This is a genomic window from Candidatus Nitrospira nitrosa, from assembly GCF_001458735.1.
Taxonomy (GTDB): Bacteria; Nitrospirota; Nitrospiria; order Nitrospirales; family Nitrospiraceae; genus Nitrospira_D; species Nitrospira_D nitrosa.
In genome coordinates this window covers 1,461,797-1,473,983 of record NZ_CZQA01000001.1, presented here as the reverse complement: position 1 = coordinate 1,473,983, position 12,187 = coordinate 1,461,797, and the positions used below count along the sequence as shown (strand labels likewise).

At 54.7% G+C, this 12,187-nt stretch carries 15 protein-coding genes and 1 tRNA gene; 5 read left to right on the top strand and 11 right to left on the bottom strand.

The features are described from left to right. Positions 1-22 precede the first annotated feature (22 nt). The 6 genes from COMA1_RS21035 to COMA1_RS07040 all read right to left on the bottom strand — a co-directional run bounded on the left by COMA1_RS21035 (position 23) and on the right by COMA1_RS07040 (position 3,189). Positions 23-181 carry a hypothetical protein gene (locus COMA1_RS21035; RefSeq protein WP_176697906.1) on the bottom strand — a complete coding sequence of 53 codons (159 nt, stop codon included), beginning with the start codon at positions 179-181 and terminating at the stop codon, positions 23-25. A gap of 173 nt (positions 182-354) precedes the next feature. Then, positions 355-735 carry a PilZ domain-containing protein gene (locus COMA1_RS07055; protein ID WP_176697905.1) on the bottom strand — a complete coding sequence of 127 codons (381 nt, stop codon included), beginning with the start codon at positions 733-735 and terminating at the stop codon, positions 355-357. A 77-nt stretch (positions 736-812) separates the two neighbouring features. Then, positions 813-1,454 (bottom strand): OmpA family protein, encoded by a 642-nt coding sequence (locus COMA1_RS07050; protein WP_090745762.1) that lies wholly within the window; start codon positions 1,452-1,454, stop codon positions 813-815. Positions 1,455-1,791: 337 nt separating this feature from the next. Continuing rightward, on the bottom strand, positions 1,792-1,932 hold the full coding sequence (locus COMA1_RS21030; protein WP_176697904.1) for a hypothetical protein: 141 nt from the start codon (positions 1,930-1,932) through the stop codon (positions 1,792-1,794). A gap of 608 nt (positions 1,933-2,540) precedes the next feature. Further along, positions 2,541-2,903 carry a response regulator gene (locus COMA1_RS07045; protein WP_090745758.1) on the bottom strand — a complete coding sequence of 121 codons (363 nt, stop codon included), beginning with the start codon at positions 2,901-2,903 and terminating at the stop codon, positions 2,541-2,543. Positions 2,904-2,952: 49 nt separating this feature from the next. Next, entirely contained in the window at positions 2,953-3,189 is a 237-nt protein-coding gene (locus tag COMA1_RS07040; protein WP_090745754.1) for a hypothetical protein, read from the bottom strand. Positions 3,190-3,420: 231 nt separating this feature from the next. Here COMA1_RS07040 and COMA1_RS07035 point away from each other — a divergent pair. After that, a protein-coding gene (locus COMA1_RS07035; protein WP_090745750.1) for an IS5 family transposase occupies positions 3,421-4,177 on the top strand; the annotation gives its coding sequence in 2 pieces (ribosomal slippage) (positions 3,421-3,740 and positions 3,739-4,177; 759 coding nt in all). A gap of 319 nt (positions 4,178-4,496) precedes the next feature. Here the strand turns inward: COMA1_RS07035 and COMA1_RS07030 are convergent. From COMA1_RS07030 to COMA1_RS07010, 5 genes are all read right to left on the bottom strand, one after another. Continuing rightward, positions 4,497-4,573, bottom strand: a tRNA-Arg gene (locus COMA1_RS07030). Positions 4,574-4,639: 66 nt separating this feature from the next. After that, on the bottom strand, positions 4,640-5,140 hold the full coding sequence (locus COMA1_RS07025; RefSeq protein WP_090745747.1) for a shikimate kinase: 501 nt from the start codon (positions 5,138-5,140) through the stop codon (positions 4,640-4,642). Continuing rightward, positions 5,137-5,991, bottom strand: coding sequence for a shikimate dehydrogenase (locus COMA1_RS07020; protein WP_090745744.1), 855 nt, complete (start codon positions 5,989-5,991; stop codon positions 5,137-5,139). Before COMA1_RS07020 ends, COMA1_RS07025 begins: the two co-directional genes overlap by 4 nt. Before the next feature lie 45 nt (positions 5,992-6,036). Beyond that, entirely contained in the window at positions 6,037-6,798 is a 762-nt protein-coding gene (locus tag COMA1_RS07015) for an SDR family NAD(P)-dependent oxidoreductase (RefSeq protein ID WP_090745741.1), read from the bottom strand. Next, positions 6,795-7,679: a tRNA (adenine-N1)-methyltransferase gene (locus COMA1_RS07010; RefSeq protein ID WP_245630885.1), complete on the bottom strand. Its 885-nt coding sequence runs from the start codon at positions 7,677-7,679 to the stop codon at positions 6,795-6,797. The genes COMA1_RS07015 and COMA1_RS07010 overlap by 4 nt, the downstream gene beginning before the upstream one ends. 87 nt (positions 7,680-7,766) lie before the next feature. Here COMA1_RS07010 and COMA1_RS07005 point away from each other — a divergent pair, with 87 nt between their 5' ends. From COMA1_RS07005 to lipB, 4 genes are all read left to right on the top strand, one after another. Further along, a complete protein-coding gene (locus COMA1_RS07005; RefSeq protein ID WP_176697903.1) occupies positions 7,767-8,969 on the top strand; it encodes an NfeD family protein in 1,203 nt (400 codons plus the stop codon). 24 nt (positions 8,970-8,993) lie between these two features. Then, a complete protein-coding gene (locus tag COMA1_RS07000) occupies positions 8,994-9,740 on the top strand; it encodes a slipin family protein (protein WP_090745735.1) in 747 nt (248 codons plus the stop codon). A 263-nt stretch (positions 9,741-10,003) separates the two neighbouring features. After that, positions 10,004-11,260, top strand: a complete 1,257-nt coding sequence (locus COMA1_RS06995) for a sigma-70 family RNA polymerase sigma factor (RefSeq protein WP_176697902.1) — start codon at positions 10,004-10,006, stop codon at positions 11,258-11,260. A 245-nt stretch (positions 11,261-11,505) separates the two neighbouring features. Further along, positions 11,506-12,186 (top strand): lipoyl(octanoyl) transferase LipB, encoded by a 681-nt coding sequence (gene lipB / locus COMA1_RS06990; protein WP_176697901.1) that lies wholly within the window; start codon positions 11,506-11,508, stop codon positions 12,184-12,186. The last annotated feature ends 1 nt before the right edge of the window (position 12,187 follow it).

Sequence of the window (12,187 nt, the reverse complement as noted above, 5' to 3'; positions counted from 1 at the left end):
TCTTTCAGGAGATAGAGCGCAGCTAATCCTCTTCTTCCTCGATATCCTCGATCCCTTCGTAGCTCATTTCTGGGAACGAAGCCGATGCTTTCTCACAGGCCGTCTCAACCATTTCCTCCGCGTCTTCCGCTGAATCAGCATCGACCACAAACTTCACAGTGATTGCATACCGCTGTTCCACTCTCAACTCCTTTCTCCAGTAGCCTACACGATATCCTGCGCCTCAAGCATCGCATGACTTCGTACTTTCTGACAGTTATGGTGGCTGTGTCAACCATGCGGAAGTCGCGAAGAGACAAACCACTTGTGGGAACGGACGTGGATAGGATGTACAAACCAATGAAACGAGGGAGATTACTCTTCCTGTTCGAGATCGGTGAGCACCGATGTCAGCTTGACCAACTCGTCTGGGGCCATGCGCGAAAATGCGAGTCCGAAGCTATTCGCCCCAACCCACCGCACAATTGCTTCGTCTACCCGTAACGGCCAATCAAGACCTGGGATGTGAAGACGGCATTCGAATTTCTCGCCTTGCTCCACCTTTATATCGCTTTCAATCTTACAGCCCCCAGCAGAAATATCTACCGTTCGCCCCTGCCCTTCCTGTTTGTTCCCGAAAAACGTGCTGCGAAACTGGGCGGTGAACCGCGGTTGAACTCGACGCTCATCCGGCCCCGGCTGCTCCGGGGTCGATTCAACGTCTTTTGATTTGAAGAATGTGCTCAGCTTTTTCACCACCGACGACTCCTCATCGAGCCGCACGACCATTAGGATCGAGGTACGCCTTGATAGTCGCTGCCAGAAACCATTTCTTACTTCGTCGATAACAACATATGTCCCCGTCGATTTTGCTGGTAGCAGGACTCTTGTCGTTCGCTGCAGAACGGCCGTTCCTTCCCATACGACACGATCGCGAGCTGATTGGGACTGACCCCTGCTTCCTGTAGATAATTGCGAGCCGCTTTGGCACGTTTGTCGCCGAGAACCATATTGTAATCGCTCGTCCCTCGTTCATCACAATGGCCCTCGATCTTGAGCACTGCCCCAGGATGATCTTTCAGATAGTGTGCATTGAGATTGAGCGCCTCCATGCCTGTTTCGGATATTGTCCATTGATCATACCCAAAGAATACATCCTGCAACCCAGCTTCGACAGCAGATCGTTCTTCTTTCGTTAACTCCGCTTGCTGCCGCCCCCCGAGGCCTGACGGATTTAGACTCGTTGGATGTCCACCTTGTCCGCCTGACGAGAGGCGTTCCTCACCAGGATTGCGAGAGAACCCCTTGAGCTCTCCGTTTGAGCTTCCACCGGAAATGGTTGGAGTCTTTGAACTGGTGCTTCCGGATCCCCCTTCGCTCTCGGACTGCACCCACTTCTTGCTACAGCCCTGGTTCGATAAGAAAAGAAATCCCACGGCCACTACCACTCCCAACTTCACCACGAATCTGGTCATAGCCTTTCTCCTCTTTATGGTCTCCTAAGCCCACAATTCAGCCCCGTCGCCCATTCACCGCCACTTGACGCAGAAATAACCTCAGAATGCGCCCTCACCCTTGCGGCAAGTACAGCTTACATCAATGATGATAAAGCGATGCAGTAACAGCAGTTTAGCCGATTACCAACAGGATGCCTAACAATTTTTTATATCCGGCCGGATCATCGGGTCGGTAGGGAATGATCTCTCTAAACGAGTCGAAATGGGATAGACAGGAGAGAAGAAACCATTCGATTAACGGGGCGCACACGGATCAGTCGACGCAATCAGCTATACCGACAGACCATCGCCGTACTCAGCGAGAGCCGTTACGATCAGCCCAGCGGACAGGTTGCAAGACGGCTCCCACTCCGGCGAGCGCGCAGATAAACAACAGCATGGCCAGAGCAACTACCAGGAAAAATACCGCTCTCATGTCGTGCAAAACAGGGATCATACCACGTCCCTCCTCTTGCTCGATGCATCAACTGCGCCATCCACAGACACAGACCCATGGACTCATTGGATCGACTTTCTGAAGTGATCGCCCACAACAAGGACATTGCCGAGTCCACACTTGCCTCACATGCTGACCAGCGCCTATAGCTGCCCGCGTTTTCTGACTGCTATATCGGTAAAACCAGTCCACGGGATTACCCTGTCCCCCGTTAAGTGTAGATCATGCTTAGGGCGTGGTCCATGCCGCTTCCTATTGTGACTAACTTCAATATACCCACAACCCATTGTAAGCGCTGCAGGATCTTGGAACCACTTGGTACGTCAGCAGAAATTCACCATCCATCTGACATTATTCGATAATGTAGCTGACAGCATCAGTGCTGAAAAGCGCCCCTGATCGGACGTTACACAGGCAAACGAGAGAAAATCAAGGCAAGATTTCCCTACGCTGCTACCTCGGGGCAACAGCCACAGGCAATAGACCAACCATTACGCTTATGCGCCATGCAAGATTCGGCTTCCTCTCTGATTCTGATCTGCTCACTGAGACATGAGTGAGAAAATCTGTGGTCGCGACTGGGAACCAGACTCTGGCCCATACGGTAACTAATGCAGCAATTCATACTGCACAGCGCGAAGTACCGTGGAAAGATCCAATGGCTTCGTAAAGGTCTGCCGTGCCCCCAGAAGTCTGGCCGTCTGCAGTTCATCTGGAGAGCGTCCGCTCATGGCAATGACCTTTACATTCAAGAATGCGCGGGTCAATTCCAAGATTAGGTCCAACCCATTCATTTCAGGCATCTCCAAGTCCGTAATGACCAGATCCATGGGTTTTGCACGGAACTGCTCAAGCCCCTCTCGACCATTGGCGGCCTCGTAGGTTTGATACCCGGCATCCTCAAGGATTTGCGACAGCAACACCCGCACCGATGTATCATCCTCGATCACCAGAATCGTGCGTGGTGTCATCACCGTATCCCTTTCGGTTTTGCAACTCGCAATTCACACGCCGGCTTCATTAGGCTGCCAACGACTCCATTTCCTCTGAGGCCCAGTCCAGGTTAAACGGCTCGAGAGCAGGCATCGTCTCCATCACTAGTTTGGCAGATAACTGACGGTGGTGCTGAATGACGGCATCATCCCGATGGCCACAATTGATACAGCGAGTGCTCATACTCCACATTTCACCATACGCCCCCTCCATATCAATCATGTGCTCTTTCAGCATCAATCCTTGGCAACGTGTGCAGTTCATCGCAGCTCCCTCCTGTTTGGTGGTCACATCCGGCCTAGGAGAACTGTACCAGGGAGGAGGATCCCGTCCAGATCTGAAGGAGTTACGTCTAAAGAGGGGGGGGGGAGGAAGGCGGATCCTTACCACTTGACTGCCATTGTCCCTTTTACGACTTCGGTGAAATCCCTCGAACTCGCTTTACTGAACTAGGACCTGTTAACACTACTGACATGGTTCTGCGATACTGCGCCCATGGAACTCACCGAGGCTCAGTATCGTCATATCGAGCGATGCTTGCCGACCCAGCGTGGCAACGTCACGCTCAACAATCTGCAGGTTCTCACTGCCATCTTGTACGTTGCCGAACACGGCGGCAAATGGCGCGGGCTCCCCAAGCAGTTCGGGAACTGGCACACGATCTATACGCGCCTGAACCGGTGGTCGAAAAACGGGGTACTGGAGCGCATCTTTACCCAGTTGCAACAGGCGCAGATCCTCCGCGTGAAGCTTGAAGCCGTGGCGTTGGACAGTACGATCGTCAAGGTCCATCCGGATGGCACGGGGGCCTTAAAAAAACGGCCCGCAAGCCCTTGGCCGATCCCGCGGTGGGTGGCCCACCACGATTCATCTGGTTGCCGCGGATGCTCGAACGGCCTTGACGTGTGCCCTATCTCCAGGGCAGGCCCACGATGCCCCGGAGGGACGCAAGCTGCTACAGCGCTTCGGGAAACGGCCCTGCCCGACCCCCTTGTTGCTGGATCGGGCGTATGAAGGCGATGAGACACGGCACCTGGCCGTGGAACTCGGGTATGTGCCGGTGGTGCCGCCCAAACAGAATCGACGCGCCCCCTGGGAGTACGATCGCGTGCTGTATACGCATCGCAATGAGATCGAACGGTTGTTCCGCCGACTGAAGGGATTTCGGCGCCTCTTCTCGCGGGTTGACAAACTCGATGTCATGTTTCTTGCGTTCATCAATTTCGCATTAATCGTCGAAGGCTTGCGGTAGCGTTAACAGGCCCTAGCTATGGAGTGGCTATAAAGGCTGAAAACCTGCCCTCTCGGAACGAGCGTACCTCTGACCAGTTATGAACCCCTAGAGAAAGCCGTGAGTTTTCAGAGATGGACGGTTTGAGGAGCGGATAACTCCGTACAGCACTAGGTAATGGACGAAACTGTACTGACACCTGATCCCTGGAACCAATCGGCAGGTAGTGAATTGACTCGGTGAACCTGGTAGTCGAATCTGGAATGGGATCGGATCCGCATCCCCCGCGCAACCAGGAAGCTATGTCGGGGTGGAAGATTCTGCTAACTCATTGAATCTATGGTGCGCCCGGCAGGAATTGAACCTGCGACCTACGGGTTCGAAGCCCGGCGCTCTATCCAACTGAGCTACGGGCGCAACCAGACTCAACATGAATCATGTTCAGGCAAGACTTGTCAAGGTTGAGAGAAGCAGATGGACCCACTACCACCGCGCGAGAATCTCATCCGCAACTTGCAGGACGGACTTTCCCCCCGTCTCAATCGTCTCATCAGCGGCAGCTTGGTACTTCGGCAGACGCTCCCGTAGCACATCCTGAATCTCATCCACAAACGACTTGGTCCCGGTAAGCGAAGGCCGTTGCGTATCGGACCCAATCCGCTTCGCAATGGCTTCAACTGAGGCAGTTAGCCAAAATAGCCTCCCGGTTTGTTTTAGCACCTCGACATTTTGTGGTCGAAGGATAGCACCCCCGCCAGTGTCGATCACCACCCCAGCCTTGCTGGCCAGATCCTGACAAATCTTGCTTTCAAGGTCACGAAAGTACTCCCACCCATGTTGTGCAACGATCTGGGGAATGGTTTGCCCCGCCAACTTCACAATCTCGGTATCGGTGGAGAGCAGTTCTCGACCGAGGCGGGCCGCCACAATCTTCCCGACCGTGCTCTTCCCCGTTCCACGATAGCCGATCAACACGACGTTCATTGAAAATGAGACTCCAAGACAGTCCGCATCACTGCAACCGGAGCGGCTTGATTGGTCCAGAGTTCAAATTGTGTAACGGCCTGATTGAGAAACATCTCTAACCCTGGAATCGTCTTGCACCCAGCGAATTTGGCATCTTTCAGCAGCTGCGTCTCCCGTGGGTTATAGACGATATCCATAACCGCAAGTCCCGAGTGCAACAGCGAGGCTGGAACACACGTCGAATCGGATTTAGGAGACATCCCGACTGGGGTGCAATGAATCAGGACATGCGAGTCAGGGAGAATCCGGCGAAGGGCGGCCTCATCTAGATGAGAATCCTCTACCGTAGCCACTCCCACAGAACGAATATCTTGAGCCAAGCGAGTTCGCTCCGAATCCTCAATGCCCAGCAACGTCAAGTTCTCCACGCCAGAGTCAGCAGCCAGCGCAACAGCAATCGCCCGCGCGGCCCCTCCAGAGCCAAGCACCACAATGCGACGTCCCTTCAGCTCAACTCCGCCTTCACGTAGCGCCCGCAATGCACCGGTTGCATCGGTGTTATACCCGGACAGTTCCCCCTTATCGGCCACAATGGTATTGATCGCACCAATCCGCTTGGCTGTAGCCTCCACATGGTCAAGGAACTGCATCGCCGCGACTTTGTGAGGAATCGTCACGCTTGCCCCACGGAAATTCCCCAGAGCACGAAGCCCTTTAACGGCATCGCCGACGGTATCCACCTGCCACGCGAGATAGACAAAGTTGAGCCCTAGGGCTCTAAATGCCGCATTGTGAATAGCTGGAGACAGCGAATGGCCAACCGGCTTTCCGATCACACCACAAAACTGCGTCTTCGTATCGATATCCATTGGGTGATTCACTCTGAGCGCCTGCGCTGTTAGCCCAGGAAACCGTTAACTTTTGTTGACGGTCATGCCCCCGTCAATAGGAAACGTTCCTCCGGTAACCCACGCGGCCTCGTCCGACGCAAGATACAGCACCATATTCGCCACTTCTTCAGGCGTCCCGACTCGCCGAATCGCGTACTGCGCGAGAATGGGCTGTAGTCTCTCTGGGTCTGCCAGCAAGGAAGCTGCCATCGGTGTATGAATCAGACCGGGGTTCACCACATTGCAACGGATGCCTTCCTTCGCATACTCAATGGCTAGGGCACGCGTCAGCGCATCAAGAGCACCTTTGGATGCCGTATAGGCAGCCAATCCGGAAAGCCCGACGAGACTGGCGACTGACGAGATATTCACGATCGCACCTCGTCCTTGCCTCTGCATATGAGGAAGGACCGCTCGCGTCATGCGAAACACTCCGGTCAAGTTGATATCCAACACTTTGGCCCATGTCGCATCGTCAGTTTCATGGAGACGCTTCCCAAAATCTCCGACTCCCGCATTATTGACCAGCACGTCGATCCGCCCAAAACTGTCTAGAGTCCGACGAACCACATCCTGTACATGACTCTCATCAGTCACGGATCCGGCCACCCCGAGTACTTTAGCCTTATTTAATCGGATCACGCTGGCGACACGGTCCAACTCTTGTTGCCGACGCCCGGTGATGACAATCGATGCGCCCTCGTCGGCAAATCGTTTTGCGATGGCCTCACCGATCCCAGCGTTCCCCCCGGTTACGACGGCCACCTTGCCTTCTAACCTGCTCATGTTTCCTGCTCCTCTTCCGCTTCCTCCGATACAGTTTCTGACTCTTCGATGGTGGACCTGGATTTGTTGGCCGTTGGACCCAGCAACCCAGGCTCCACCTTGCGCGCTACGGTAATGAATCCCGAATGGGCAACCATACGATGATCCGGCCTGACACTCCGGCCTTGTATGGACCAGGTCCGCAGCAATGTCTCAAAGGTTTCTATCATCCCGAACACGGTCGCTCGTTCGAGCGCTTCGACGGTTTGCATCACTTGCGGGATCGTTGGGACAAAACTTAAATAGATGCCGCCGGATCGAAGAGCGTTGACGGCATGCGGGATCACCTGCCATGGTTCCGGCAGGTCAAGCACTACCCGATCAAACGGCACCTGATCCTCCAGCAAGTCGATGCCTTCATAGGCACTTTTCCTCAAACAGCGCAAGTTGGTGGGGTTCATATAGCGAGCAATATTGGTCTGTGCCGTCTGCGAGAAGTCTTCTCGGATGTCATAGGTCACGACCAAACCGCTTGGCCCCACCGCACGCAAGAGAGCCATCGTCATGGCTCCTGAACCAGTTCCCGCCTCAAACACTCGAGCCCCAGGATAGACATCCGCCCACATCGGGATAATGGCAAGATCTTTGGGATAGAGGACCTGAGCCCCTCTCGGCATCTTGAGTACATAGTCGCCGAAGGTCGGTTTGAGCGCCACCATCTTCTTCCCGCCGGAGAGCGTCACGATGGACCCGTCAGGGCGGCCGATGAGCGCATCATGGGCGATTCGTTGCCCGCTGAATTGGTACGTTTCTCCCGCCTTCAGTGTGAGGGCATACTGCCGTCTTTTTTGATCGACGAGATGGATGCGGTCGCCGTTGGCAAGCTGAGACATGGCGCGCATTCTAGGTGGTTCCTTCCTCGGTTTGCAACCAAGTGCGCCCTCTGTCCAATCCCTTCCCCAAGTCCCGCTCATGGCGCTGAGATTGTGGTGGCAGCCTATGAAGGCGTCATTAATCCCGTTGCGGCGGAGTATCTGCACGATGCCCTCACATTTGCCCAATCCTCCGGTGCCCAAGCCCTCATCTTGAAACTGGATACGCCCGGTGGGTTAGACGCCTCCATGCGCCTGATGATTAAAGATATGACCGCCTCCACCACTCCCGTCATCGTATTCGTCGCCCCTTCGGGAGGCCGTGCTGCCTCTGTCGTCGTCTTTATCACGATAGCCGCGCATGTCGCGGCAATGGCTCCAGGAACCAATATCGGAGCCGCCCATCCCGTCGCTATGGGTGGCGGTGAAATGGACCGTGCAATGAAAAAAAAGGTAGAGAACGACGCCGTGGCCTATATCAAAAGCATCGCGGAACAACGCGGGCGCAATGTCTCCTGGGCCGAAGAGGCAGTTCGTAAAAGCGTCTCTGTCACAGAGCAAGAAGCGCTTACGCTCAAGATCATTGACATTGTTGCTGAGAACATATCTGCTCTGTTGAGACAATTGAACGGCAGAAAGGTCAGTCTTCCCAACGGCTCACTTACACTCTCAACCGCCGGCGCGACGCTTCATGAATTTCCGATGGGGACACGGCTCGAGCTGCTCAAGATCCTGAGTGCCCCAAACATCGCCTATCTCCTGATGTCGATCGGGACGATCGGGATCATCGCTGAGCTTTACAGTCCCAGAGCGATCCTGCCTGGAATCATCGGCGCCATCAGTTTGACTCTGGCCTTCTATTCGCTCCAATCGCTTCCCGTGAACTATGCTGGAGCCTTACTTGCCATCCTCGGCGTGGTGTTCCTGCTGCTCGAAATCTCAGTCACCAGCTATGGACTACTGGCCCTGGGTGGCATGGCAGCAATAACCCTGGGCGGCCTCTTACTTATCAAAAGTGATGCGCCCTACCTGCAACTATCCCTGACATTCCTCTTGCCGACGGTCCTGACCGCCGGTGGCTTGATCGGAGCAGTGGTGTGGATGGCCGTCAAGAGTGGTCGGAGCAAACCGGTCACCGGAACAGAGGGAATGATTGGTTCAGTCGGAATCGCCAAGACAGACTTGAGCCCACGTGGCCAGATCACGGTCCATGGAGAACTTTGGGAGGCGATCAGTCAGCATCCGATCCGACAAGGGGAGACCGTGGAGGTGGCGTCGGTCGAGGGATTGACCCTGACCGTAACCCCACCTCATCCATAACCCGCCTGAAGACAAGGAGCTGTTATGTCATTACTGGTCCCGTCTGTCTTGCTCGGCCTCTTGCTCTATGCAAGCTTTAAACGCGTCATGGAGTATGAACGGCTCGTGGTGTTTGTCCTTGGCAAATTCCACACAGTCAAAGGCCCAGGGATTAGATTGGTGATTCCCGGGCTGCAGCAGATGGTTCGAGTTAATCTCCAAACCGTCACCATGGAGGTTCCCTCGCAGGATGTGATCACGCGCGACAATATCTCGGTGAAGGTGAACGCCGTTATTTTTCTCAGGGTGGTTGATCCGCAACGTGCGGTCTTGGCGGTTCAGGACTACCTGTACTCCACTTCCCAGGCTGCCCAAACCACTTTGCGCAGCGTGCTGGGGCAGAGCCAGTTCGATGATTTGCTATCGAAGCGTGACGACATCAACGCCGAACTACAGCGAATCATCGATCAGCAGACCGAACCATGGGGAGTGAAGGTCGCGGCCGTTGAGGTGAAGAACGTCGATATTCCGCAAGACATGCAACGGGCCATCGCCAGACAGGCCGAAGCCGAACGGGAACGCCGTGCCAAAATTATCCATGCGGAAGGAGAGTTTCAAGCCGCACAGAAACTTGCTGAGGCCGCCAACGTGATCGGGCAGAATCCAGCCGCGCTTCAACTACGGTATCTCCAAACGCTGGTGGAAATCGCAGCAGAGAAAAATTCCACGACGATCTTTCCGATTCCCATCGACACACTCGCCCCATTTATAAAGGGTCTCTTGTCGAAATAGTGTGGCGGTTCGGTAGAGGACTGATGTAAATTCCGCATAGATGCCGCATTCATGCGACAGTCGCGTCTGATTCTTCTCATTAAGCCATATTAATCTTTTCGATTTATCGGGCTGATCCCCGCATTCATTTCTCATCTTCCAGCCAGCATCACTTTTGCTTCTTTGAACCACTAAATACGGGCTCAACCTGGATGAATCTTCTTGGCCAATCTTGGCTCCAACGAGTGGAAGAGGATGTGCAACCTCATAGGAAGGGTGACACCATGAAAGAACAATTGCGAGTCGAAGACGAGATAGATGTGCAGCAGAAGTTTGCCTCCGATGTTGATTCCGATGATGCCAGGGCAAGCGGAATGTTGGGCCGAATCGGTCGCGGCGAGGGTGACGCGTCCGGTTCGAAGGGGAAATCCAGACCGGCCATGCGGACGAGTCAGGCGGCCAGTCCATTTCTCCTAGAATCGTTGTACTTCCGTTCATTTGGTGAGCGGGGACTCCTGTCGCGTGAAGAGGAAATCCTGATTGCCAAGCGAGTAGACCAGGGCACCAGACGCATTCGAGCCGCGTTACGGCAAGCCGGTAGAACGTTACTCAAAGCTCGACGGATTCCTGGTTGTGAGGACAGCGCAAAGGTGGTCCAGTCAGTTCGACGGTTAAGTGGTCTGTCTGCCACCGCGTTGGACAGTGCGGAGCGGACGTTGGATGCCGTTCTGCATCCTTCTGGCCAGAGCCTTCCTCCCCCGGCTTCCATTGTAAGGCCATTGGAGGCAGCTCTGGATGAAATACGCACTGCACGAGTAGTTTTGGAACAAGGCAAGGATGAGCTTGTACGGTGCAATCTTCGGTTGGTCGTCGATGTCGCTAAGCACTACACCGGTCGAGGGTTGAGCCTGCTGGATCTCGTACAAGAGGGCAACATCGGGCTGATGAAAGCGGCGGAACGGTACCAATACCGAAAAGGGTTCAAGTTCAGCACCTACGCCACCTGGTGGATTCGTCAAGGCATTACTCGGTCCCTTGCAGACCAATCTCGAACGATCCGCGTTCCGGTCCATCAAACCGAAGCGTCGCATCGCATTCTTCGAGTGATGCGGAGACTGTGCCAGCAACTGGGACGGCCGGCCCGCTTGGAAGAAGTCGCTCATGTGCTCCGCATGCGCCCCGAGCGACTGCGAGAGACCGTACAGGCCTTCCAGGAACCGGTGGCCTTGGAGACGCCCATCGGTGATGGGGATACCCAGTTTGGCGATGTCATTCCGGATCACCAAGCCGTTCCACCAGACGCCAATGTGAATCGCAGTGAGCTGACGGAACAACTGGATCGTATCTTGACCATACTCACCCCTCGCGAACAGACGGTGATCAGACTACGTTTCGGCATCGGGTATGACGAAGGCAGTACCCTCGAACAGGTGGGACAAAGCCTGTCTGTCACACGAGAGCGAATCCGTCAGATCGAGGCGAAAGCGCTGAAGAAACTGAAGACCCCTGCGATTAAGGAACTGTTTGCGGCGATTAGGTAGACATTGGAATGTGCAAGGGGCCAAGAGAGGTTTTAGAGTAGCTCCGTTCCCGATACAACTTGCCTTCCCTCCGCATGGGGAGTTATGCCAGAATGACTCCACTATGCGGAGGCTAGGTATTCTCGTATCTCCCGCCACTGCCCAGCATCCACATCTGTGTAGATCTGCTTGGTTTTTAACAGAGCACCGATCTTCTGTAGAGTCTAGCCCGTATGATCCATGCTCCTCCCGGGAGAACTCCACAGATGAATAACCACCTGATGCAGGGAGGCATGGTTCGTCTCTTCTCCGCACCAGTCCCCTATCTCACAGGATGGGACCTACAATGTCGCCTGCACGAGGAGCGCCTTCTCGGCCTGCAACCAGATACTGTTCTCATCCTGGAACACCAGCCCGTCTATACGCTGGGACGACGGACCCGACAATCTGATTGGGGTGGAAATGAACTGGCATTATGTCAGTCTGGCACCGAGCTGCATCGGGTGAATCGTGGCGGCTCGGTGACGTATCACGGTCCCGGACAAGTTGTGGCGTACCCCATTCTCAAGGTTGATCGGCATGCTGCAGGACCGAAACAGCTTGTCCGACTATTCGAAGACGTCGTGATTCGGTTACTCCATTCCTGGGATATCACTGGCTGTCGTCTCGAGGGCAAGCCGGGTGTTTGGGTGATGACCCCGGAACCTCGGAAAATTGCCTTCATCGGAATTCGGATCGAGCGGGGAGTCACCTTGCATGGCTTGGCTATCAACGCTGATCTCGACCTGCGGCCATTTCATCGGATCCATCCCTGTGGACTGACCGACTGTCTGGTCACATCAATGGCAGCTCTGCGTCATACTTCGATCTCAGTTGATGCCGTCAAGCAAGTACTGGCTCAAGCCTTCACGGAAGTGTTTTCTCTTTCTGAAACCAGTGCGGAATGAT